Below are 23,338 nucleotides of genomic sequence, written 5' to 3'. Positions count from 1 at the left end.
GATTCAGCACTCTGAAACGACTTTCGCGACCAACCCGCCGACGTTCACAGGAGCCGCGCAATGCCCGCAACCGTTCTGGTACTGGTTGAAACCATCAACGACTACTTGCCGATTCTCGAACATCAGGGTTTCCACCTGATCCTTGCCCCCACGCCCGCCGAACGTGCGCAAGCCATTGCCACCCAAGGCAGCCGCATCGACGCGGTGCTGACCCGTGGCCCGCTGGGCCTGACTGCCGATGAGATCGCCGCCCTGCCCGCGTTAAAGATCATTACGGTCATCGGCGCCGGTTACGAACAGGTCGACCTGCAAGCCGCCAGCAACCGTGGCATTACCGTCACCAACGGCGCCGGGGTCAACGCCTCGTCGGTGGCCGACCATGCGATGGCAATGTTGTTGGCACTGGTGCGCGATATTCCGCGTTGCGACGCCGCAGTGCGCCGGGGTGAATGGCCGAAGATCATGCGCCCGTCGCTGGCTGGCAAACGCCTGGGGGTTCTCGGGCTGGGCGCAGTGGGAATGGCGATCGCCAAACGCGCGAACCTCGGCTTCGACATGGAAATCAGCTATCACAGCCGCCAGGTGCGCAGCGATGTGCCCTACGCGTTCTGCTCGACGCCGACCGAACTGGCGCGGGCCTCGGACTTTTTGATTGTCGCCACGCCCGGTGGCATCGGCACACAGCATCTGGTCACCCGCCCGGTACTCGATGCGCTCGGGCCAAAAGGCTTCATCGTCAACATTGCCCGCGCCAGCGTCATCGCTACGGCGGATCTGATCACGGCCCTTGAACAACGCCGGATTGCCGGTGCCGCACTCGATGTGTTCGACCACGAGCCGCAAGTGCCGGATGCACTGAAAACCCTGAGCAACGTGCTGCTGACACCCCACGTCGCGGGGCTGTCACCGGAAGCAACGCAAGGTACGGTGGAACTGGTGGGCAAAAACCTCGTGGCGTTCTTCTCCGGCGTGCCGGTGCTGACGCCCATCGCGCTGCCGCCAAAACTCAACAATCAACGCGTGCACTAAAGCACCCCGAGCAACGTCCACAGGCGCCGCGATTCCGCGTCGGCGCTGATCAACTCACCGAGCAACTCCCTCAGCGGTTTGTTGCCCCACTCGACACCCCGGCGGATCAGGTAGGGTACAGGGCTGTGAGGTTCGGTGCGGGCAAGGTATTGGGCAATCAACAGCAATTGTCGGTAAGCCTCTTCGCGACTGGCCGGTTCGCGAAATACCTGGGCAACCGCCGCGGGTTCTTCTGCTTGCGGCAAGGCGACGGAGGCTTCGACCACCGGTGCCGGCGACGCCGGTTGTTGTGGGTGCATGGCGATAAACTCCTGAACCAACGTCAGCAGCGCTTGAATAATGTCCTGCAAGGGACGCAATCCCGGGCCCTGATCACCTAGATAAGTATTGCTCCAGCTGTCGAGCCGCTGCAGATGTTGCAGGCTCAGCAGCAGATTGCCCTGGGTGCGCAGCCAGAACGCCAGCGGCGTGGCGCGGATCTGGTCGCTGAGTTTTTTCTGTTCGTTGCGCGCGGTTTCCGCCGAGCTCTTGGCATTCTTGCTGTCGTTGGCCTGCACCTGCTGAATCTTTAAACGCCGCCAGACTTCAAGCGTATAAACCTCGAAATCACTGTTGCGAGTGCCGAACAGCGGCACCCGTGTGAGCAGTATTTCGCTATAGCGGCGCACCAGCCATTCCAGCGGAATCACGCGCCACGACTGATCGCCCTCCTCGGCTTGCGGATGCAGGTGCTCGGGAAAGCGTTCACACAAACCGGCGATCAGCGCCAGGCTGCCGGGCAAACCGTCCAGCGCTTGCAGGTGCAGCCAGGCTTCGCCAAGCCACGCGCTGAGCATCAAGTCCTTGCTGCGTTCGAGCAATAACGCAGTGGAGAGCTTCTCGACTTCCGGCCAGTTCGCCCGCTTCAGTGTTGACTGCCAGACGCCGGTCGGCAGGCTGGCATCGTCCTCGCGGCGCAAGTCGCGCAATTGATCGAACTCACGCTCATAGCGCAAATCGACGCCGCAGGGCGCCTGCGCGCTGATCGGCGCGAGCAATTGATCAATCAGATCCGGCACAGCGGTCGATGGCAGGTTCACAGGTCCTCCTTCTGCGATTCGAGGGCGGCGGTGCTGCCGGTCAGCTGAAACGGCGAACGCGGCGCACGGGTGGGCAACGGAGCAATCGACAGCGGTAATTTCGAACCTTGGCTCATCAATGACAAGCGCACGAACATGCGGGTGAACTCGCTGGTGACGCTGTCGGTCGAGGCGGTCACTGGCAGGCGCAGGGTCAGCGGGAAGTCGGTGTAATCCATGCTCGGCTGCCGCTGCACCGAAAAGTGCGCGCGCATCATCCGCAGCAACGACCATGGTCCGCCATACTCCCAACCCGCCTCCAGATCGCGCACCACCAGATTCGGCTGCTGCGGATCGTTGACCGGGCGCTCCTTGCCGTTGCGTGCCCAGCGCAGGGTCAGGCGGATGGGTTGCCCGACCATCCAGCGCAGGCTCGGCTGCTCGGTCGGGACCGGATAGTTGATCTGCTGATTGCCCGCCAGCAAACCCCAGGCAATCACCTGGTCGGCACCCTGTTCATTGTCGCGATCGGTGCGCCAGCGCACGTCCAGCTCGACGCCGAGGATGCCGCTTTTGTCCCGCACGAACAGCGGCGTCAGCCAGACGCTGGCCTGCTTCAAACGATTGAGAAAGTCTTCTGCGGCTACACGTTCCGGCGTCTGATTCGTGGCCAGTCCGGCCTGTGCGACCGGCAGCCGCTTGTCGATCAGCTCCAGCAGATACTGAACCCGCGCCGGGTCGGCATCCGGCATCTGCACGCCGTTGGCGAAGGGAAAGCGGTCAGCCAGGTATTGATTGAAGTAGTTCGCCAGCTCATTCCACGCGGCCGCCGCCTGTTGCACTTGCAGCTGCTGGCAACGCTGCATGGCTTCCTGTTGCAGCTCTATCGCGCGCATCGCCAACGTGCCGCGCCCACCGGCAACATTGGCGGTCTGCAACATTTGCAGGCAGGAATTGACGTCCATTTCGATGAAATCACGGCTCACCAGCTGCTCGATCTGCGCCGGCGAGCTGGCCGGATTGGCTTCCTTGTATTTACGTAGTTCGTCGTTAAGTGCGCTGAATTGCGTCACGCGTTCGTAATCCAGTGCCGAGAGATTGGCTTGCTGCGTCGTCAACCACTGCAACGAAGACGTGCGCCGCTCAGTGATGCCGAGCATGGTGTTGAACTGCTGCTTGAGGCTCAGTTTCAGATCCTGCACATCGCTGGCGCCGAACAGTTCCAGACCGAGGTTTTTCGAACCGTCCCACTGGCTGATTTCGGCACGACCGCCGAACAGCGGTTGTGCGGTGATTTCCTCGATACCACCGGTAATCTGCGCCATCGCGCGGCGATTGAGAGCCGCTTGCAGGCGCGTGGAGAGATCCGCGCGGTGCACCTCGACAAAGGCTTTCTGCAGGGCCATGGCTTGCTCGGCCTGCACGTTGAACACGGCGTAAGGATGCGCCTGGTCGTTGTGATCCTTGAGGCTTAACCACATCGCCTGAGCGGCGGCGCGCTCGGCGGTTTTGAGCAGGGCAATTCGATAGTCCGGCGGAATGCGCGGCAGCTCTTCAGCGATGTAGCTGCTGTAGTCGGCAAAATACTTCAGCGACTCATTGAGGTCATCGCCGTCTACAGTCTGGCCTTGCAGGTTGACGTTGTCTTCGCTGTCGCGCAGGGCAACCGAAACGAACTCTCGCTTGAACAGCGCCTGTATCGCGTTATCCAGCTTGATCACTTGTTCCTGCAAGGCCAGCTGCCCGCTGACTTGCTGCACCAGCAGGTTGTCCCGCGAACCGATCTGGGCGATCCATTGATCGCGGAAACTTTGCTGCAGGCGTGTCGCTTGCGTGTCGAGGTCTTGCTCGACCTGCGTGCCGAGCAACGTGCTCTTGCCGACCTTGGTGAGGAAGTCGCGATAACCTGGGACCAGTTCCTGGCCCTTGCCGCGGCTCCACGTCGAATTGGTCAAGGCGATCGCCGCTTGCAGATCGTCGACCAGCGCGGTCAGGTCTTCAAGCTCTCGCAGGCTGTTGCCACTGCCGGCTTGCAGTTGATCCAGATGCAATTTGAGGTAGCCCGCCTTGCTGACAAAATTGTCGGCGAGAAAATACTGATCCAGCCAGCGCTGCATCAACCCGGAAAAATTGCTGACGATCTGCGGCCGGTCGACGCTCAGATCCAGCGCCTGCAAGCTGCCGTCTTCCCCGGCCACGAGCAGCCGATTGTAGAACGCCGCATAGGGCAAGGTGCCCGTATTGAGGTTCAGCGACAGCGCGTTGTTGCTCAGTTGCACCAGGTCGTCCAGCGGCGCGCGCGGGTTGTTCTGCACTTGATTGAACAACTGGTTCTGCTGTTCCAGGCGCAAGGCCCGATCCACCAGATCGTTCGCCTTCAGATAGTTCTGCCACTGCGCCGGGTCGTCGCTTTCGACACTACTGCGCCGATCGGTGCTGCGGATCGCCTTGATCTGCGCCAGTTGCGCGCTCAACAGGTCATGCAGCGGCACCATGATGTGGCGCTGGGTGGACTGCAACACTTGCTGCTCGAGCTGATTGTCCAGCGAGGAAAACCACGACGTCGGAAACACCAGAGACACATAGTTCCAGTGCGGCGCACGTTCCAGCACGCGCCAGAAGGTCTGCACGTTGCGTCGGGTCGAGTCGACCCGCTGCGCCTCGTCGCTGATCGCCACGTAGCCCTTTTGCGCACCTTGCATCTGCCGCGCCAGTTCGTGGGCGTCCTTGACCGACACGTGCCAGACCCAAAGCATCGCCACGGCCCAGACAACCCCGATCACCAGCGCCACGCCGGCCGCCAGCCGCTGCCAGCGCTGACGCAAACGCAGCAGGCGCGGCACGCCTTGCGCCAACCCGCGCTCACCGACCAGGCGCTGACGCCACAACTGGCGCACGAATACACTTTGCTGCAAGCCGCTGTCGTCGGCGGAGAATCCATCCTTGGCATCCTCCGAGGCCTGACTGGCGCTGAAATAGACACCGCGAAAACACGGTGCTTCACCCTGAGCATTGCCTTGAAACACCGGTTCCAGAACACTCTGCAAACCACGTCGCAAGGTTTCCAGACGCTCCGGCAAGGCGTACAGATCGGCGCTCAACTGGCCGGACAGCGTGCCGATTTCGATGATCGCTTCCGCCACGGCGCGATGGAGGCGATCGAGCGCCTGATCGCTCCATTGCCCTTGCCATACCGCATCGCGCGAATAAGGCGACGACCAGCCAAGGGTACGTTCGCGGGCCTCTTCGGGCAGCGCACTGATCAGTTCCTGAAACCCTGGCAGCTCTTCAAGTCCGGTGATGATCACGTACACCGGCACACTCAGGCCAAACCGTTGCAGCAGATCGATGAAGCGTCGGCGCGCGGCCAGTCCGAGGCTGGCGGCCTGTTCCAGATTGTTCAGGCGACTGACCGGCACCAGCCAGACCACCCCGTCCAGCGGCCGCTTGCTGCGCATTCGCAGGATCAGACCGAGTAATCGCCACCAGCCGCCACGTTGCAAATGCATACCGTCGTCGGGCAGAAACAGCGCCTGCGGCACGACCAGCACGGCCCCTTCGGGATCTGACCACCAGCGACCGAACCAGGCGGGTTTGTCGGTCGGTTGCAGACGCCATTCACTGACCAGTTGCGTGCCCTGGGTTTCGTCGCCGAGCATCAGCAGCCATGGCATCTGATAGCGGTCATGACTGCCCTGCTCCTGCTCCATTTGCCGTACGGCTGCGTAGAAACTGCGGATCGCTGCGCCACTCTGGGTCCGCAACCACCACACCGCCACGGCGATGATCACCACCACCAGCAGCAGCGCGACAACCCACGCAACCATTGTCAGGGTGCTCATGAGTCTTGCTCCGCCGGCGCCACCGAGTCGATGATCTGCAGCACCGGGTCCAGCTCCGAACGAATGTCACGCCAGAGGAACTGGCCAAGCCCGGTCAGCAACAGCACCATCGCCAGAATCCCCAATGCCAGTCGAAAGCCATCCGGCAGCGCCGTGCGCACCGGCAGCTGCAATGGCGTGGTCAGCGACGGCTGCACCAGGCGCTGACTGACATCGGCATAACTGGCCTCGTCCTGCCAGGCAAAGGTGTACAGCGCCAGCCGCCATTTCTCCAATTGCGCCTGACTGTGTTCTCCGCGCAAACGCCCATGGAAACCGAGGATCAGGCACTGCAGATACACGTTGGCCAGATCGCGGCTGGTCGGTTGTTGTTCATCGAGCAAGGTTTGAATCGCCGCAGGCACGTGTTCGCCGGCCTGACGACTGGAGTACAGACGCGACTCCAAAGGTTTGTCCTGCCACGCCGACTGCCCGGGCCATGGCGTGAAGAGCAGGGTTTCGTCGACCAGCGCGACGAACGCATAAACCAGTGCCTTGACCTGTTCGGTCGCCGAATCGCCGACCCGCGCATAAGCGGTGCGCCACAATCGCTGCGACGCTTGGGTAGACAGCTCGACCACGGTGTCGACCAGCGCCGCTTCGTCCTCGCTGTCCTTGGGCAATTGCACCCAGTCCTGTTGCCATTGCTGCCACGTCTGGCGGAACGCGCTGCTCAACGGTGCGTCCTGCAACCCAAGGCTTGCGGCACTTCCTTGCGACATACGGCGTTCCTTGTGTGGTCAGGCACTTTCAGTGTTCTGGGCGATAAACAGCACCACTTGCCACGGGCTGCTGGTCAGTTTCGTCGCGGGCGCGGCGATTACCAGCGGCAGTTGCGCGTCGAACCACGTACCTTCGGCGGTGATCACAAACAGCCGCGTGTCCTCGCCAACGCTGTAGGCCACCTGTTCGCTGCGGCTCATGACCTGGTGCGACAAACCGCTCATGCGCTGGCGGCTGAGCAGCGCAATGTGCGGTGCCGAGGCGATGATCGCGCCACGCAACCAGTCAAGGGCCGCTTGTTCGCTGGCCCCGTTGGGCATGCGCAGACCGATCACCAGACGCTGACTCGGCTGCTCGTCCGGCAGTTGAATGGAATAGCTGTGCTCACCCCGCTCGAACGGCAGGCTGCGGTAGCCGGCACGGATCAGTTCGAGGGTGGTTTCCAGCCATTGCAGCACCGCGTCAAAACCGCGCTGCAATTCGAGAAAATCCAGCGGCGCAAACGCCGGCACGCCGGCCAGCGGATCGAGCGCCGACCATGCGCCGGCCAGACCGAGCAATTGCACATAGAGGGTTGGCGGATGAGCAATGCGGCTGTTCAGCGCGCCTTCGACTTCCGGCAGACGCGCCCACAACGCCGTCAACTGGCGACGGATTTCCAGCGCATCGTCCTGATTGCCGGCCTGCTGCGCCTGACGCAAACGACCACCGAGAAACAGACACTTCTCCCGCGACCGCGCGCAGAGACCGGCGATGCGTCGACCGAGCGCCGACTCCGGCAACAGGATCGGCGTCGGGGCCGTGTAGGACAGTGCCAGGAAGCCGCCGCCCTCCTTGCGGATTTTCAGCAGCGGCAGGCAGATCGAATCGGCTTTGTTCAGTTGCGTGCACAGACGTGGATTAGGTCGCCACACGGTGATCGATTCAGGAAATTCACCGCTGGTGAGATCCGGCAGCGCGTCGCCCACCACCGACTGCAAGCGGCCCTTGAGCGGCAGCAACTGACCGGCACGCCACATCGGGCTGATCGCCAGGTACACGGTGACAGTGGCATCGTCGGTGGCATCGATGGCCGCACTGACATCCAGCTCCAGTGCCGGGCCGATCCCGGCCTGCAAATCCACCGGCAGACCATCGGGCATCGTCCCTTGCAGCGACAAGACGCGTACCACGCCAGCGCTCAGCGCCGAAGGATCGAATTCCATCTGGCTCACGCCCCAGAACCACGGGTTGCACGCTTGCGCCAGATGCGCACCGAGCGCTTCGGCCCGCAGTCCTTGCAACTGAAAATGCTGCGGCAGCAATTGCATGCCTTCGTGCCAGCAAACCGCGTCAGGTAGCAGACTCATACGACTCCCTTCGACAAGGCCGCGATCCGGCGGCAGCGGTGATGTTTCAGTGTTCGGTGGCGTTGACCAGGCTCATCTCGCGGCTGTCGAATTTCAGCCACGCCTCGCTCTGATCGTCGAGCCGCAAGCGGTGTGCTCCGGGTGTGTTATAGCTGGCGAAGACCAAAAGTCCAGCAGCCTTCTTGCCCCCCAACGGGAAGGGTTGGCGGTCGATGAATTGGCCCGGCACCAGCTCCAGTCCCCACACGCTCATCAACTGACGATAGTCGCGTTGGTACTGTTCGCGCCCGGCGAACCACTGACTGGCACTGATGCCCGACAATTGCTTGAGCAGATCGGGGTCGGCGACTGCAATGAAGTCCACGGCAATCGGCGTGTCGTCGTTGGCTTTCGGAGCGACGTCGAGGGTCAGGCTGTCGAGATCCACCTTCGGCCCGAAGAAGGAGCAACCGGCCAGGGACGCAAACACCAGCGTTAGAAAAAGTCGTCTACGCAAAATGAATTTTCCTTTTCACGAACCTGTCCAAAAATGTTTTTGCTTGCATTTTTATAGACCTGTTCTAGCGTCTTGGGTAGTTCGGTTCCTACAGCCGAATGAGGAAGGTTTGTCAAAGGAACGACAGGTCATCTGCCTCCCTTTCTAACCTACGGTCCAGCAAGGGAAAGCGATGAACGGGCCACCCCGATGCATTGCGCCCGCTCATCGCATCGGAGTCCGCCGACATGGCAGAAAGTACTCAGCACAAGCTCGACCGGGTGCGCCCGCCCCGAGTGCAAATCACCTACGACGTCGAAATCGGCAACGCCATCGAGAAAAAGGAACTGCCACTGGTGGTCGGGATTCTTGCCGATCTATCGGGCAAGCCACTTGATCCATTGGCAAAACTGACTGAGCGGCGCTTTACCGAAATCGACCGCGACAACTTCAACGAAGTGCTCGCCTCGATCGCCCCGCGCGCCACGCTGCAGGTCAACAACACCCTCAGCGGCGACGACAGCAAGCTCAACATCGAACTCAATTTCAAACACATCGACGACTTCGACCCGGTCAAGGTTGTGGAACAAGTCACGCCGCTGCGCCGCCTGTTCGAGGCCCGCCAGCGTCTGCGCGATCTGCTGACCAAACTCGACGGCAACGATGACCTGGACAAGCTGTTGCGCGACGTCATCGCCAACACCGAAGGCCTGCAGGAAATCAAATCGGCCCGCCCAGACACCGCTACCCCGGCAGCTGACGCCGAGGCGCCGGCCGAACCGCAAGCCTGATCGTCCACTTACATCGAGGGGAGAATTCGCCATGCCCGCTTCTGCTCAGAAACAAGCCAGCGACAGTACGACCGAGACACTTTCCCTGCTCGACCAGATCATTCTCGACGGCCGCATGGCCCACGATGACAGTCAGCAGGATTACGCCCGCGACATGCTCGCGGAATTCGCCACCCAGGTGCTCGACGAAGGCATGGCCATCGACAAGGACACCGTGGCGATGATCAACGACCGCATCAGCCAGATCGACGAACTGATCAGCGCCCAGCTCAACGAGGTCTTGCACCACCCTGACCTGCAAAAACTCGAAGCCTCGTGGCGCGGTCTGCACCTGCTGGTGCAGAACACCGAAACCAGCACCCGGCTGAAACTGCGCCTGCTTAACGTCACGCAGAAGGAGTTGCAGAACGACCTGGAAAAAGCCGTCGAATTCGACCAGAGCGCGCTGTTCAAAAAGATCTACGAAGAGGAATACGGCACCTTTGGTGGCCATCCGTTCAGCCTGTTGGTCGGTGACTACACCTTTGGCCGCCACCCGCAGGACATTGGCCTGCTGGAAAAACTGTCGAACGTTGCCGCCGCGGCTCACGCGCCGTTCATTGCCGCCGCCAGCCCGCGTCTGTTCGACATGAACAGCTTCACTGAGCTGGCCGTGCCGCGTGATCTGTCGAAAGTCTTCGAGAGCCAGGAGCTGATCAAGTGGCGCTCGTTTCGCGAGAGCGAAGATTCGCGCTACGTCTCGCTGGTGCTGCCGCATTTCCTTCTGCGTCTGCCGTATGGCCCGGACACTTCACCGGTGGAAGGCATCAATTACGTCGAAGACGTCAACGGCACCGACCACAGCAAATACCTGTGGGGCAATGCCGCGTGGGCGCTGTCGCAACGCATCGCCGAAGCGTTCGCCAAGTACGGCTGGTGCGCGGCGATTCGTGGCGCTGAAGGCGGTGGCGCGGTCGAAGGTTTGCCGGCGCATACCTTCCGCACCAGTTCCGGCGACCTGTCGCTGAAATGCCCGACCGAAGTGGCGATCACCGACCGCCGCGAGAAGGAGCTCAACGACCTCGGTTTCATCGCCCTGTGCCACAAGAAGAACAGTGACGTCGCGGTGTTCTTCGGCGGCCAGACCACCAACAAATCCAAGGTCTACAACACCAACGAGGCCAACGCCAACGCGCGGATCTCGGCGATGTTGCCTTACGTGCTCGCCGCCTCGCGGTTCGCGCATTACCTGAAGGTGATCATGCGCGACAAGGTCGGCAGCTTCATGACCAGCGACAACGTGCAGACCTACCTCAACAACTGGATCGCCGACTACGTGCTGATCAACGACAACGCGCCGCAGGAAATCAAGGCGCAGTACCCGTTGCGTGAAGCGCGCGTGGACGTCACCGAAGTCGCCGGCAAGCCCGGTGCCTATCGCGCGACGGTGTTTTTGCGGCCGCACTTCCAGCTTGAGGAACTGACTGCATCGATCCGCCTGGTGGCGACTTTGCCACCGCCTGTTGCTGCCTGACCTGCTTCGCCCCCGCCGTCAGTGCGGCGGGGGCTTTCGTTTATCTAGCGCGACACCTTTCAGGAGTTTCAAGCGATGGATGCAATCATTCTCGACCTCGGCGGCGATATCAAAGGCGATAGCTTGCTCGAAGGTTATGCGGACAAGATCGAAGTCATGTCCTACAGCCACAACGTGGCGATGCAAGTCACCAACGACGTCAGCAACTCGGAACGGACTTCCGGTAAACCTCACGTCGGCGAGTTCACCCTGACCAAGTTTGTCGACACCTCGACACCGTCCCTCAACGAATACTGCTGCGCCGGCAAACCCATTCCGGAAGCCAAGATCACCATCGGTCGCAACGCCGCCGAGGGCAGCGGGCAACTTCTGCCATTCATCGTCTACACGCTGACCAACGTGGTGATTTCCAACGTCAGTGTCAGTGGCGGTACGGGCGGCAAACCGGTAGAAACCCTGTCGCTGAACTTCACCAAGATCAAATGGGAGCTCACCGCGCAGAAAGACGACGGCACCAAGGAAGGTACGGCCGCATCGACCTGGGACATGGCCGCCAACAAGCTTGTCAGCTAAGCCGGCGTCGCGGCCATGGCAGGCACCGGCATGCTTCCCCCACTGTTCGAACGCCTCGCGTCGAGCGAGGCTGACGGCGCCCGGGCGTTTGATCGGCAGGACTTGCTCGACTCGGTGCACGCCGAGCTCGGGCGCCTGTTCAACACCCGGCGTGGCCCGCGCACACTGACCCAGCCACCCAGCGTAATCGACTACGGCATCGCCGACTGGAGCGCTTTGCAACAACAGCGCAGCGATGACCGTCGGCGCCTGGCGCGCGATATCCGTGAAGCCATCACCCATTTCGAACCACGCCTGAAACTCGGCGATGTTCAGGTCAATCCTTTGCCCGATCAACCGCAACGCATGAGCATTCGCCTGCTCGGCGAGTTGCGCAGTGGCCACCAGCACTGGCCGGTGGCGTTTGTCATCGAGCCCGGCGGCCAAGGGCTGGAGGTGCGCCATGAGCGACTCGATTGACGCGCAACTGCTCGACTATTACCAACGCGAACTGACCTGGCTGCGGCATGCCGGCAGCCAGTTTGCCGAGCGTTATCCGAAAGTAGCGCGGCGCCTGGAGCTGTCACCCGGCGAATGCCCCGACCCGCATGTCGAGCGTTTGCTGGAAGGTTTTGCGTTGCTGGCGGCGCGTCTGCAACGACGCCTGGATGACGACTACGCCGAGTTCAGCGATGCCCTGCTCGAACAGCTTTACCCGCTGGCCATGCGGCCGTTGCCGTCCTGCGCCATCGTTCAGTTCGAACCGGACCCGAGCAAAGGCAACCTCGACGCCGGCTATCCACTGCCCCGCGACACGCCGTTGTTTGTCACCACCGACAAGGGCCAGAGCATCCACTTTCGCACCACGGCCGCCGTGCAGTTGTGGCCGATCGAGGTGACTGAAGCGCTGTTGCTGGGCAGTGATGAAGCGCAGGCGCTGACCGGTGTCGCGCAGTCTCGCTCGGCCCTGCGCTTGAGCCTGCGTTGCCTGGGGGAAAGCCAATGGGCCGACCTCGGCATCGAGCAATTGCGCATTCACCTGGCCGCCTCGCCGGTCATCAATGCCTGCCTCTACGACTTGCTTGGCGCCCACGCAGTGCAAGTGCTGGCAGGCTCACCCGGCAGCGTGCCGATGGCGCTCAAAGGTCTGCCACAGATTGTCGGTTTCAGTGATGACGAAGCGCTGCTGCCCGACGAAGACGGCGTGCACCCGGGCATGCGCCTGCTGGCCGAGTACTTCGCCTTCCCGGACAAATTTCACTTTTTCGATCTGCCCATGCGCGGCGTGAGCAGTGACAGCCAGACGCTGTACCTGTACATCGTCTTCGACCGCGCCCCGGGCAATCGTCTGCACTTGCAGGCCAGCGACATCACCCTCGGCTGCGCGCCAGTCATCAACCTGTTCCCACGGACCTCCGAGCCGCTGCGCCCGGACGGCACCCGCAGCGAGTACCGCTTGATCGCCGACAGCCACCGCGAAAACAGCGTCGAAATCCACAGCATTCGCGGCATGCGCGCCAGTTCCAGCGCCGGCGTGCAACGCCTGCCGGCGTATTACGGCAGTCAGCACAGTGGCGGCGATCAGCAGCGCTACTGGCACGCGCGGCGTGTCAGCGGGATGACGCCGAACCGGCTCGGCAGCGACTTGCTGGTGAGCGTGGTCGACACCCGTTTCGAGCCGCAGACCGATCTGCCCGATTACAGCCTGACCGCCGAACTGCTGTGCACCAATCGGCACCTGGCGCAGAGCTTGCCGGCGGGCACACCACTGGGTTTCGAGCGCCCCGGCCCGGTCGCGTGGGCACGCCTGCGCAATCCACCGAGCCCGCAAAGCCTGCCACGTCTGGACGGCGATTCGCGCTGGCGGCTGGTGTCGCAACTGACCCTCAATCATCTGTCGCTGGTGGAAGGGCCGCAGGCGCTGGATGCGTTGAAAGAGATTTTGCATCTGCACAACCTGCGCGATGAAGCCAGCGCGTTACGGCAGATTGAAGGTTTGCTGAGCCTTAGTTGCGAACGGGTGATTGGCCATGTCGGCACCGATGCCTGGCGCGGTTGGCGCAATGGCCTGCAAGTGCAATTGCAGCTAGACCCACAACATTTTGTCGGCAGCAGCGCGGTGTTGTTTTCGGCGGTGCTGGCGCAGTTCTTTTCGCTGTACGCCACGGCTAATCGCTTTGTGCGCACGGTCTTGATGCAGTCCGACAAGGAGGTCAAGGCATGGCAACCCCAAGCCGGCATGCCCCTGTCGCTCTGACGTTAAGCCAACGCTTGCGCCGCGATCCGCAGGCATTCGAATTGTTGCAGGCGCTGTTGCTGCTGGAACGTGAACAACCGCAAGCCGAGTCCCTGGGCAGCGGCACCTCGCCTCAGGCCGAAGCGCTGAAATTGCGTGGCCCGTTGACGCCGATGTTCGCCGCCAGCCAGATCGAAGCGCTGCACGAAGAACCGGGCGAGCCACTGACTATTGATACGCCGGTTTTCGGCCTCGGCGGGCCCGACGGCCCCCTGCCCTACGCCTATCAGGAATGGCTGCAACAGCGGGCACGGGCGAAAGATCACGCGCCGGCCGAGTTCCTCGACCTGTTCCAGCATCGCCTGCTCAGCCTGCTCTACAAGGTGATGCGCAAACACCGCATCGCCCTGGGCTTCGTGACACCCGGCGCGTCACCGGTGCAAGCGCAACTGCGGGCGTTGACCGGGCTGTTGCCCAAAGCGCTGCAGGAACGCCAGGCCGTGCCGGATTGTGCGGTGCTGGCCAGTACCGCGTTGTTTGCCGACGGTCGCCGTTCACTGGCCGGGTTCGCGGCGATCGTACGCGAGCAGTTTGCCGTGCCGGTCGCGTTGAGTGCCTATGAAGGTGCCTGGCGCGAGATTCCTCCGGCCAGTCGCAGCCTGATGAAACCTGGCGGGCGCAATTTGCAGCTCGGGCGCAGCGCCGTCGCGGGCAAGCGGGTCTGGGATGAACACGCCGGCGTTCGTTTGACCCTGGGGCCATTGCCTTCTGCACAGGCCGCACGGTTTCTGCCCGATGGCGAAACACACCCGGCGCTGGCCAGCCTCGCCGCGCTGTATTTCGGCCCGGACCTGGACGTCAAACTGGTGCTGTTGGTGCGCGGTGCCGGACCGATGAAACTCGGCCGTCAGGCGCCGGCGCTGCTCAGCTGGAACGGTGGCTTGCAACGTCAGGCCAGCTTGGCGGTGCAAACCATCGAAACCCGTCTTCGTCAGCTGGAGATCACCTGAACATGGAACTGGCCAGCCTGATCGGACGCCTCAACCCGGACAACCGCCGCGCCCTCGAACGCGCCGCACAACGCTGCTTGCAGCGCGGGCATCACTTTGTCGAAATCGAGCACTTGTTGCTGGAGTTGCTGGATATCGAGGGCGGCGACTTCGCCTTTCTGCTGCCGCGCTTCGGGTTGGAACGTGATGCGCTGACCGCAGAGATCAACAAGGCGCTGGACCTGTTCAAGGCTGGCAGTACACGCACACCGGCGCTGTCTTCGCACACGTTGGGGCTGCTCGAAGACGCGGTGGTGCAGGCCAGCGTGTTGGGACTCGAGAGCATTCGTTCCGGGCTGCTGTTATTGGCGTTGATTGACCGCGATGAGCGTCGCAGCCTGCTGCTCAACAGTGCCTCGTCGTTGCTGCGGATTCCCAAGGAAGCGTTGCGGGCGAATTGGCTGGAGTGGACTGAGAACTCGCGTGAGCACGTCGGGCCGCGTTCCGCAGCGTCCTCTGGAAGTGCCGCGCCGCGCCAGGACTCGGTGCTGGATCAATACACCCAGGACCTGACTGCCGATGCCCACGCCGGGCGCATCGACCCCATCGTCGGTCGCGATGGCGAGATTCGCCAGTGCATCGACATTCTTTTGCGGCGGCGACAGAACAACCCGATTCTGGTGGGCGCACCCGGCGTGGGTAAAACGGCGGTGGTCGAAGGTCTGGCCCTGCGCATCGCCGCCGGGGACGTGCCGCCGTCGCTGCAGGAAGTCAGCCTGCGCGTGCTCGATCTCGGCCTGTTGCAGGCCGGCGCCGGGGTCAAAGGCGAATTCGAACAACGCTTGAAAGGCGTGATCGACGCAGTGCGCAACGCCGATAAACCGATCATTCTGTTCATCGACGAAGCCCACACGCTGATCGGCGCCGGCGGTGCCGAGGGCGGCAGTGACGCGGCCAACCTGCTGAAACCGGCACTGGCCCGAGGCGAACTGCGCACCCTCGCCGCCACCACGTGGATGGAATACAAAAAATACTTCGAGAAAGACCCGGCCCTCGCCCGTCGCTTTCAACTGGTGCAGGTTGAAGAACCGGACGAAATCACCGCCGTGGAAATGCTCCGTGGCGTTGCCGCCAAACTTGAACAGCACCACGGCGTGCAAGTGCTCGATGCGGCGATCCATGAAGCGGTGAAACTCTCGCATCGCTACATTTCCGGTCGCCAGTTGCCGGACAAAGCCATCAGCGTCCTCGACACCGCGTGTGCCCGCGTCGCCCTTGGCCAGCACGACGTGCCGCCACCGCTGGAAAGCCTGCGCCACCGGCAGAACAGCCTCAAGGATGAAGTCGAACGCCTGCGCCGCGAACAAGCCACCGGTCTCGATCACCGTGAGCGCATCACCCTGCTGGAGGAGGAATCGAAAACCAATGTGCAGGCCATCCGCGAACTGCAAACTCGCTGGGGCGAAGAGCGCGTGGCCGTGCGCGAACTGCTCGAAACCCGCCGTGAATTGCTCGACTTGAGCGAACGCGCCGACAGCGACAAACCCGATGAAGCCACCGACAGTCGCATCGATCATTTGGCTGGCGAACTGCTGCGACTTGAGGCAGGACTCGACGCGATCCGCCAGGACGATCCCTTGGTGCCCGAACAGGTCGACGCGAAAACCGTTGCCGCCGTGATCGCCGGCTGGACCGGCATCCCCGTCGGCAAAATGCTCGCCGACGAAGCCCACGCCGTGCGTACCCTCGGCACGCGCATGGGCCAACGGGTGATGGGCCAGAGCACGGCGCTCAATACCATCGCCCAACGCTTGCAGGCCTACCGCGCCGGCCTCACCGATCCGCAAAAACCGGTCGGCGTGTTCCTGCTGGTCGGCCCTACTGGCGTCGGCAAAACCGAAACCGCGTATGCGCTGGCCGATGCGTTGTATGGCGGCGAGCGCAACCTGATCAGCATCAATCTTTCGGAATATCAGGAAGCCCACACCGTCAGCCAACTCAAAGGCGCCCCGCCCGGTTATGTCGGTTACGGCAGCGGCGGCGTGCTGACCGAAGCAGTGCGGCGCAAACCGTATTCGGTGGTGCTGCTGGATGAAATCGAGAAGGCGCATCCGGATGTGCTGGAGGCGTTTTACAACGTCTTCGACAAAGGCTTGATGGAGGACGGCACCGGGTTGGTGGTGGACTTCAAGAACACCGTAATGCTCGCCACCAGCAACGTTGGCGCTGAGCTTTTGCTCGATACGCCCGTTGCGCAACTGGGCTCGGATGCCTTCAACGAAGCGCTGCACAAAGTCCTGCTGCAAGCCTTCCGCCCGGCGTTTCTGGCACGGATGACCGTGGTTGCCTATCGGCCGCTGGATGAGGCGACGCTGGAAGGGATTGTGCTCGCCAAACTGGAAAAACTGCGCGGCCGCTACAAGGCGGCAACCGGCAAGCAGTTCGAGTTTGATGCAGGGATTGTCAAAGCAGTGCTCGCCAAGTGCAGCGCAGCCGGTGCGCGGGATGTCGAGAATGTGTTGATGACCCAAGTGACCGGGAAGCTGGCGGAGTGGGTTTTAGAGTGACGTCAAAAACAGGCGAACAGGGGAAAAACAGGACATGGCTAGTTCACCGATCATCACCGCCCGCTTTCCGAGCAACGGCCATCGGGAATGGGTCCACTCGGACCTGACAATGCACTATTCACGGAAAATTGATCTGGTGCCGGAAATGACGCAGCGTTCATTCCCGTTGACCTGGCATCACCAGATACCCTTCAACAGTTTGAGAGATTTCTGGAACTGGCTGTATGTCATTGCCGATGACGATCTGCTGGACATGTGCGTGGATCTTTTCAGCCAGCGAGCCAAAGGTGGGCGATTCCCGGAGATCAAGAGAAAACTGAAAGTAATCAAGAGCACCTTGATGCCTACCTTGCAGTTGGAAACTCAGACCTATGCGCAATGGAAAGCGGTGGTTGCGCAAATCGCCAATGGTCGTCTTGTTGCCGCCGATGAGCTCGACGGCGAGGAACAGTCCGACCTCTTTGAAGCTATTTCATGGTCATCGTGGAATATTCTCGAAGGCCCGCTCCCCCAGCATCGAAGTGATGATCCAGGCGATGCCAACGTAGACGACTTCAGCCATTTGAGAGAAATAAAGTTCTCGAAACACTTCGTAAAAACCGCCGAGCTGTATGCCTCCATGATTCTTTTTATCAATGAGATGAATGCCCAGCAGAACCAAAACTACAGTAAAGCCTGGGTCAAGGATCGCGGCAAAAAACTGCTCACGATCCTGACTGGTGCGGACCAGCTTCTGTTCAGCGTCAAGATCACTTTCTTCAATAAGAAGCACTGGAGCTACCAGGAGCAGATGACCGGCCGCACGCCCGTGAGGGCGACTGTTCTTGACAATGGCGCGACGTGGTACCGGTGGCGTCGGTGCATCTAGGTTGGCTGAATGTAGCGCAAACGCAGGGAGGCTTGTATGTATTCGATCATGATCTGGAATGCTCAACATTTCGACAATCAGAAGAGCAACCACTCACAGGCCTATACCGACAAAAAGAAGTTTCTGGATTTCTATATCTCGCAAAAAAAGCCCCACATCATCGCCCTGTTCGAAGCAGGCAAAACCGGAAACATCAATGAAAGCCTGATTGCCGACCTGACCGGCAGCTACACGGCGATCGCCACGTTGACGCAGGAAGGTGGCAAGAAAAAACACACCACGCTCGGCTCGATGGTGCTGTTGCGAAACGACATCAGTACTGAATTCGATAACGTCACCGACAATTACATTCTGTCTCATACGGAACAACGCGCGCCGTTGATCATTCGCCACATCGAATCAACCTTCGGGTTCGCGTTCTATCACGCCAACGCCTCGTTCATGGCACCGGGCAATATTGTCGACACGATCGGCTTCATCCAGGACAACAAAGCCATGCTCGGCATCAAGAATCTGCTGTTTTTCGGTGGTGACTTGAACCTCATCCCGACGCAGGCCTACGCCGAAATAAAAGGCATGAACCGCTTGGTGCCGTCCAATCCGGGTTACACCCACTTGAGCATTAAAAATGTCACCCTCGCGCAGGCTGCCCATGAACTGAGCATCCTTCAAGGCTACGGCAAAGATACGCACCTCACGGCCAAGTCGTACTTGCCGCAGTACATGTTCGACCAAGGCATCGAAGCCTGTGATCTACAACCCGTGCTGTTGTTGCTCGACTATGCCTACGTCATGCATGCACAGCACTGGCGTGCGGAATGTGATGCGAGCCTGCGGCAGAACAGTGATTGCTGGGGCAACATCCTGGAGATCGCCCCGTATTGTCTGGGTCACCCGATTCGCAGCGACCATTTCCCCGTCATGTTTTACCTGAACGCAGCACTTGGCTAACTCCGGATACAAGGAAGATCATGCCTATTTCCAGCTACAACGCCAAAGATCTGGTGCTCTTTTCCACCATCATCAACTCGGCGACCCGACAGAAAAACTGGGAAAGCGAACTGAGTGACAAGGCCGTCGGGACCAAAGTCGAAGAAGTTCAGTGCATGAAGATCGATGAACGCCTGTTCATCGCCTGCAACTATGGGGAACACGCCAGAGTCGACAAGTTCTTCCAGGCATTTGGCGTGACCAACCTCGACACGTTCCTGCAATGTATGCGGTTCTGCCACGCGCTGCTGAAAATGGAGCACACGACGAAGATCCCCTCGCTGGGGCGTGCCTTTACGGCCGATTACAGCGGTCCGGAAAAAACCGCCTGTACTTACGCGGCGGCAAGTACGGCAGTGACGGATCTGAGCGCTGAAGAGTTGACGCTCATTCGCAACATGATCAAGAAGAATCCGACAATCCCGGTCGACACCCAGGCGCAACGCATACTGTGGGCGGTGAGAAAACTCACCGACGCGGGGGTTGCCACCGGCTTGACCAAACCTGCCGGCAGCAAGAGCTTGATGACCAAAAACTACAACACCAATACCAATGCCATCAACTTGCTCAACGACAGTTTGCCGTCGCATGCAGAGTTGAAGCTTTTGCGTCTGCTCACCCAGACCAAAATCGGCGCTTCCCCGCTGAATGCTCACCAGACTGCCACGATTGGCGGGATAAAACGTGCATGCGAGTCCTGTGCAAGATGGATTGCCATCTATGTGAAGTGGATCAAGGCGCAGTTCGATGTAGATATTGAACTGCCTGCTACGGACACCCGCACCAGTGCATCGGGCGACGGTGACCGACCAAAAATCGAAAAAGACCACGTTGAAGAATATGGCGAGTATGTCGTCGCGCTGTTCAATGGCGTGAAGAATAACAACTTCGCCGATCTTCCCGCGGCTGACGCGCCGTGGGTTCTGCCAGCACAGGAAGAAGAACAGTAATCACGCTCACCGATCATTGGGGTTAATCAATGCCACGTGCCACCGACAGCAATACAACGCTCTCCCTGACCGCCGTCGCATTGTCGGCGCTTTATCCTGAGTCGCTGTCCGGTGAAGAAGCCCTCAATGGGCTCGGTTCGCAAATCCTCAACGGTCTAAACGACGGCGCCTCGCTCTCGCTCTCCCTCACCAGCGCCGTGGCCAGCCACGTCACCACCGCTCTGCACAACGATGAGCAGTTGCGCGTGCTCGACGCATTGGTCGCGGAAATTCGCCAACTGCCCGCCGACGCCACCGCCGAGCGTTATCAACTCGTTTTACGCCCGTGGTTATGGTGGCTGACCCTCGCCAGCAACAACCGCGTGTTCCAGAACCTCGCGACCTCAGACATCGTCACCACGATCTTCAAGGCCCACGGCTTCAGCGATTTCAAACTCTCGCTGACCGGCAGCTATACGCCGCGTGAATATTGCGTGCAGTACGGTGAAACCGACTTCGCCTTCGTCTCGCGGCTGCTGGAGGAAGAAGGCATCTTCTGGTTTTTCAGCCACGACGACGGCCAGCACACGCTGGTACTCGGCGACAGTAATGACGCGTTTGTGCCGATCCCCAACGGGCCGAAGATCAAGTATCTGGGCCAACAGTTGGGCGAGCGGGAGTTGCACGGCATTCGCTCCGGGCAGGTGTGCCTGCAAGCGGTCGCCGGGGTGTATCGGGCCACGGATTATGAGTTCACCACGCCGACCACTTCACTTTACGGCCAGGCCGAAGCGGTCGCCGGGCCGCGTTCGATCTACGAGCACCCGGGCGGCTACAACGCCAAGGCGCGCGGCGATGCGTTGACCAAGCAACGCGTCGACGGTTTGCGCAGTGAAGAGAAACGTTTTGTCGGCGAAAGCGACTGCCGCTGGCTGATTCCGGGCCATTGGTTCACCCTCGATGGGCATGACGACGCGAGCCTGAATATCGACTGGGTGGTGACGCGGGTCACCCATGACGTCAGCCACGAAAGCTATCGCAACCGTTTTGAAGCGATACCCAAAACCACGCCGTTTCGCCCGCAACGTGTCACGCCAAAGCCGCGCATGCATCCGCAGACTGCGATTGTCGTGGGCAAGTCCGGTGAGGAAATCTGGACTGACGAGTACGGCCGGATCAAATTGCAGTTCCCCTGGGATCGCGACGGCAAGAACGATGAAACCAGCTCCTGCTGGGTGCGCGTGGTTTTGCCGTGGAGCGGCAAAGGCTTCGGCATGCAGTTCATCCCGCGCATCGGTCAGGAAGTCATCGTCACGTTTATCGACGGTGATCCGGACCGGCCGCTGGTCACCGGTTGCGTGTACAACGGCGACAACGCCCTGCCCTATGCCCTACCGGCCAATCAGACGCAATCGGGGATCAAGACCCAGTCGTCCAAGGGCGGCGGTGGTTTCAACGAGCTGCGCTTCGAGGACAAGAAGGACGCCGAAGAGGTGTTCTTGCAGGCGCAAAAGGATTTCAACATCAACGTGCTCAACGACACCACTGCCACCGTCGGCCACGACGAAACCCTCACGGTGCAAAATGCGCGCACCCGCACAGTGAAGGACGGCGACGAGACGGTGACGCTGCAGAAAGGCAAACGCAGCGTGACCATCCAGACCGGCAGCGACAGCCTCGAGGTGAAGGACAGCCGCACGGTGAAGGTCGGCGCCGACCAGAACCACAGCACCGGCGGCAACTACACCGACAAGGTCACCGGCGATTACAGCCTGACCGTGGATGGCAACCTGACGATTAAAGTCAGCGGCACATTGACTCTGCAAAGCGGCGGCAGCTTCACGGTCAAGAGTGGCGCTGATCTGGCAACCTCGGCCAGCACCTCGATCACGCACAAGGCTGGCACCGCGATGACCAATCAGGCCGGTACTTCACTGGACAACAAAGCCGGAACGACGCTGACCAACGACGCCGGCATCAGTCTGACCAACAAGGGCGCAGCCTCGCAGACCGTGGACGGCGGCGGCATGCTGACCATCAAGGGCGGTCTGGTCCAGGTCAACTGACAAGGAGAAACCATGGCGATCACACCGCTGGATCTGCAGCAGGATGACAAGCAGCTCAAGGGGCGTCTGCAGGACGGTCAGCTTGATGGGCCGCTGAACATCAAGGATGACGGGCGCAAGCAGGCGGACCTGAATTACAGCCAGGGCGAATTGCAGGGCACGTCGCTGCTCTATCACCCCAACGGCAAGGTCTCGGCGCAGATGCCGTTTGTGCGCGACAAGCTGCAGGGCGTGGCGAGTTTTTACGCGCCTGAGGGTTTTTTACAGCGCAAGGCGACGTATCGACGCGGGTTACTGCATGGCGAAGCGTTCAATTACTTCCCGGATGGGCAAGTGGCGGAGGCGGAGTTTTATCGCGATGGCGTGCGGGAGGGGCGTTATCAGCGCTTTCATCCGAATGGCAAACCGGCGGTGGAGGCGCGCTATGTGAATGGGCAGTTGCTGGAGCCAGGGCAAGGATTTGCCGAGGATGGGCGGCCGCTGGGGGCGGATGGCAAGCCGATTTCGCGGGTACGCTGGTGGTATCGGCAGTGGGCGGATCCGCAGCAGGCCTGAAAGCCCGGAAGAGCCCCTCACCCTAGCCCTCTCCCAGAGGGAGAGGGGACTGATCGGGGGAGATTCGCGAATTACGCCGACCGGGAAGACTTGCTGTGAATCCATAATCGACTCGGTCGTTCAGGTCGATGTATCTCGATAGACACCTCGGTCGGCTCCCTCTCCCTCCGGGAGAGGGCTGGGGTGAGGGTTAGCGGTTCAAGGAATCAACATCTGCATCTGCCCCGGCACCACGATCTTGATCACCCCCGCCCAGTTGCACATCAACGTTGAGTTGGCATCGATCGCCGGCATCCCGCCCAACAACAACGTCGGCGCCCCGCCAGGGATCCACGGCGTGGCCGTCGCTGGAATGCACGGCATCGGCGTCAACACTCCCAATGCCGCCGCCGTTGCGGCGGCGACCATCGGGTTGGCCATGCTCATGCACACGCCAAACGGCAAGATATTCACCAGCGGGATGTGATCCATGATGTTCGCCGCCGGCATCCCGCCGGTCAGCGTGCGATTGACCGGCAGCACATTGAGCATCGACGGTGCGGCGCCGAAGCTGCATTGCAACGTGGCCGTGGCACAGACTTGCGGACAGCCCATTTCAACGCTCCTTTTTGCCCATGGCATACCCGCTAAACCTTAGTCTGCTGCGGCCCGTCGCGCACATTCTCAAAGGTGATTATCCGGCAACACGCTAACCTATAAGACCGACCTGCGCTTGTGACTGCCCGAGCGCACCATTAGATTAGCCAATGATGTCTGGCCTCCAAAAT

Annotated in this window: 19 protein-coding genes; 13 read left to right on the top strand and 6 right to left on the bottom strand. The window is 61.0% G+C overall.

Annotated features, from left to right (window positions below):
* The first annotated feature begins 60 nt into the window (after positions 1-60).
* Positions 61-1,029: a 2-hydroxyacid dehydrogenase gene (locus ACIF4X_RS23465; RefSeq protein WP_397483932.1), complete on the top strand. Its 969-nt coding sequence runs from the start codon at positions 61-63 to the stop codon at positions 1,027-1,029.
* Here the strand turns inward: ACIF4X_RS23465 and tssA are convergent.
* Genes tssA through ACIF4X_RS23440 form a run of 5 tightly spaced genes read right to left on the bottom strand, consistent with a single transcriptional unit; the run spans position 1,026 to position 8,536 of the window.
* On the bottom strand, positions 1,026-2,108 hold the full coding sequence (gene tssA, locus ACIF4X_RS23460) for a type VI secretion system protein TssA (RefSeq protein ID WP_397483931.1): 1,083 nt from the start codon (positions 2,106-2,108) through the stop codon (positions 1,026-1,028). The genes ACIF4X_RS23465 and tssA overlap by 4 nt on opposite strands.
* A complete protein-coding gene (locus ACIF4X_RS23455) occupies positions 2,105-5,929 on the bottom strand; it encodes a type VI secretion system protein (protein WP_397483930.1) in 3,825 nt (1,274 codons plus the stop codon). The genes tssA and ACIF4X_RS23455 overlap by 4 nt, the downstream gene beginning before the upstream one ends.
* Positions 5,926-6,690 carry a DotU/TssL family secretion system protein gene (locus tag ACIF4X_RS23450; RefSeq protein WP_397483929.1) on the bottom strand — a complete coding sequence of 255 codons (765 nt, stop codon included), beginning with the start codon at positions 6,688-6,690 and terminating at the stop codon, positions 5,926-5,928. The genes ACIF4X_RS23455 and ACIF4X_RS23450 overlap by 4 nt, the downstream gene beginning before the upstream one ends.
* Before the next feature lie 18 nt (positions 6,691-6,708).
* On the bottom strand, positions 6,709-8,040 hold the full coding sequence (gene tssK, locus ACIF4X_RS23445) for a type VI secretion system baseplate subunit TssK (protein ID WP_397483928.1): 1,332 nt from the start codon (positions 8,038-8,040) through the stop codon (positions 6,709-6,711).
* A 46-nt stretch (positions 8,041-8,086) separates the two neighbouring features.
* Entirely contained in the window at positions 8,087-8,536 is a 450-nt protein-coding gene (locus ACIF4X_RS23440) for a type VI secretion protein (protein WP_397483927.1), read from the bottom strand.
* Between the two features lie 227 nt (positions 8,537-8,763).
* On the opposite strand from ACIF4X_RS23440, the gene tssB reads away from it, so the two are divergent.
* From tssB to ACIF4X_RS23380, 12 genes are all read left to right on the top strand, one after another.
* Positions 8,764-9,306 (top strand): type VI secretion system contractile sheath small subunit, encoded by a 543-nt coding sequence (gene tssB, locus ACIF4X_RS23435; RefSeq protein ID WP_397483926.1) that lies wholly within the window; start codon positions 8,764-8,766, stop codon positions 9,304-9,306.
* A gap of 31 nt (positions 9,307-9,337) precedes the next feature.
* Positions 9,338-10,819, top strand: a complete 1,482-nt coding sequence (gene tssC / locus ACIF4X_RS23430) for a type VI secretion system contractile sheath large subunit (RefSeq protein WP_397483925.1) — start codon at positions 9,338-9,340, stop codon at positions 10,817-10,819.
* 75 nt (positions 10,820-10,894) lie between these two features.
* Positions 10,895-11,392, top strand: a complete 498-nt coding sequence (locus tag ACIF4X_RS23425; RefSeq protein ID WP_397483924.1) for an Hcp family type VI secretion system effector — start codon at positions 10,895-10,897, stop codon at positions 11,390-11,392.
* Between the two features lie 15 nt (positions 11,393-11,407).
* Positions 11,408-11,851, top strand: a complete 444-nt coding sequence (tssE, locus tag ACIF4X_RS23420) for a type VI secretion system baseplate subunit TssE (protein ID WP_397483923.1) — start codon at positions 11,408-11,410, stop codon at positions 11,849-11,851.
* Positions 11,835-13,628, top strand: a complete 1,794-nt coding sequence (gene tssF / locus ACIF4X_RS23415; protein WP_397483922.1) for a type VI secretion system baseplate subunit TssF — start codon at positions 11,835-11,837, stop codon at positions 13,626-13,628. The genes tssE and tssF overlap by 17 nt, the downstream gene beginning before the upstream one ends.
* A complete protein-coding gene (tssG, locus tag ACIF4X_RS23410) occupies positions 13,592-14,617 on the top strand; it encodes a type VI secretion system baseplate subunit TssG (RefSeq protein ID WP_397483921.1) in 1,026 nt (341 codons plus the stop codon). Before tssF ends, tssG begins: the two co-directional genes overlap by 37 nt.
* Positions 14,618-14,619: 2 nt before the next feature.
* On the top strand, positions 14,620-17,163 hold the full coding sequence (tssH, locus tag ACIF4X_RS23405; RefSeq protein ID WP_397483920.1) for a type VI secretion system ATPase TssH: 2,544 nt from the start codon (positions 14,620-14,622) through the stop codon (positions 17,161-17,163).
* A gap of 34 nt (positions 17,164-17,197) precedes the next feature.
* Positions 17,198-18,031, top strand: a complete 834-nt coding sequence (locus ACIF4X_RS23400) for a hypothetical protein (protein WP_397483919.1) — start codon at positions 17,198-17,200, stop codon at positions 18,029-18,031.
* A 36-nt stretch (positions 18,032-18,067) separates the two neighbouring features.
* Complete coding sequence (locus ACIF4X_RS23395; RefSeq protein WP_397483918.1) at positions 18,068-18,982, top strand: hypothetical protein; 915 nt, start codon at positions 18,068-18,070, stop codon at positions 18,980-18,982.
* Between the two features lie 20 nt (positions 18,983-19,002).
* Positions 19,003-19,971 carry a hypothetical protein gene (locus ACIF4X_RS23390; protein ID WP_397483917.1) on the top strand — a complete coding sequence of 323 codons (969 nt, stop codon included), beginning with the start codon at positions 19,003-19,005 and terminating at the stop codon, positions 19,969-19,971.
* Positions 19,972-20,000: 29 nt separating this feature from the next.
* The gene (tssI, locus tag ACIF4X_RS23385) at positions 20,001-22,016 is read left to right on the top strand and encodes a type VI secretion system tip protein TssI/VgrG (RefSeq protein ID WP_397483916.1); all 2,016 of its coding nucleotides are present in this window, start codon (positions 20,001-20,003) and stop codon (positions 22,014-22,016) included.
* Positions 22,017-22,028: 12 nt separating this feature from the next.
* Complete coding sequence (locus tag ACIF4X_RS23380; RefSeq protein ID WP_397483915.1) at positions 22,029-22,571, top strand: toxin-antitoxin system YwqK family antitoxin; 543 nt, start codon at positions 22,029-22,031, stop codon at positions 22,569-22,571.
* Between the two features lie 198 nt (positions 22,572-22,769).
* On the opposite strand, the gene ACIF4X_RS23375 is transcribed toward ACIF4X_RS23380, so the two are convergent.
* Complete coding sequence (locus ACIF4X_RS23375) at positions 22,770-23,165, bottom strand: DUF4280 domain-containing protein (RefSeq protein WP_007911072.1); 396 nt, start codon at positions 23,163-23,165, stop codon at positions 22,770-22,772.
* Positions 23,166-23,338: the final 173 nt, after the last annotated feature.

This window comes from Pseudomonas sp. NPDC085632 (assembly GCF_044541255.1).
GTDB lineage: Bacteria > Pseudomonadota > Gammaproteobacteria > Pseudomonadales > Pseudomonadaceae > Aquipseudomonas.
This window is presented reverse-complemented; position numbering and strand designations above follow the sequence as displayed.

Excerpts from the sequence above, each read along its gene's own strand:
- ACIF4X_RS23400 (WP_397483919.1), top strand. The coding sequence starts at position 17,198 with ATGGCTAGTTCACCGATCATCACCGCCCGCTTTCCGAGCAACGGCCAT.
- ACIF4X_RS23455 (WP_397483930.1), bottom strand. The coding sequence starts at position 5,929 with ATGAGCACCCTGACAATGGTTGCGTGGGTTGTCGCGCTGCTGCTGGTG.
- tssH (WP_397483920.1), top strand. The coding sequence starts at position 14,620 with ATGGAACTGGCCAGCCTGATCGGACGCCTCAACCCGGACAACCGCCGC.
- ACIF4X_RS23450 (WP_397483929.1), bottom strand. The coding sequence starts at position 6,690 with ATGTCGCAAGGAAGTGCCGCAAGCCTTGGGTTGCAGGACGCACCGTTG.
- ACIF4X_RS23465 (WP_397483932.1), top strand. The coding sequence starts at position 61 with ATGCCCGCAACCGTTCTGGTACTGGTTGAAACCATCAACGACTACTTG.
- ACIF4X_RS23395 (WP_397483918.1), top strand. The coding sequence starts at position 18,068 with ATGTATTCGATCATGATCTGGAATGCTCAACATTTCGACAATCAGAAG.
- tssG (WP_397483921.1), top strand. The coding sequence starts at position 13,592 with ATGGCAACCCCAAGCCGGCATGCCCCTGTCGCTCTGACGTTAAGCCAA.
- ACIF4X_RS23390 (WP_397483917.1), top strand. The coding sequence starts at position 19,003 with ATGCCTATTTCCAGCTACAACGCCAAAGATCTGGTGCTCTTTTCCACC.
- tssK (WP_397483928.1), bottom strand. The coding sequence starts at position 8,040 with ATGAGTCTGCTACCTGACGCGGTTTGCTGGCACGAAGGCATGCAATTG.
- tssI (WP_397483916.1), top strand. The coding sequence starts at position 20,001 with ATGCCACGTGCCACCGACAGCAATACAACGCTCTCCCTGACCGCCGTC.
- tssE (WP_397483923.1), top strand. The coding sequence starts at position 11,408 with ATGGCAGGCACCGGCATGCTTCCCCCACTGTTCGAACGCCTCGCGTCG.
- tssC (WP_397483925.1), top strand. The coding sequence starts at position 9,338 with ATGCCCGCTTCTGCTCAGAAACAAGCCAGCGACAGTACGACCGAGACA.
- tssB (WP_397483926.1), top strand. The coding sequence starts at position 8,764 with ATGGCAGAAAGTACTCAGCACAAGCTCGACCGGGTGCGCCCGCCCCGA.
- ACIF4X_RS23375 (WP_007911072.1), bottom strand. The coding sequence starts at position 23,165 with ATGGGCTGTCCGCAAGTCTGTGCCACGGCCACGTTGCAATGCAGCTTC.
- ACIF4X_RS23380 (WP_397483915.1), top strand. The coding sequence starts at position 22,029 with ATGGCGATCACACCGCTGGATCTGCAGCAGGATGACAAGCAGCTCAAG.
- tssF (WP_397483922.1), top strand. The coding sequence starts at position 11,835 with ATGAGCGACTCGATTGACGCGCAACTGCTCGACTATTACCAACGCGAA.
- ACIF4X_RS23425 (WP_397483924.1), top strand. The coding sequence starts at position 10,895 with ATGGATGCAATCATTCTCGACCTCGGCGGCGATATCAAAGGCGATAGC.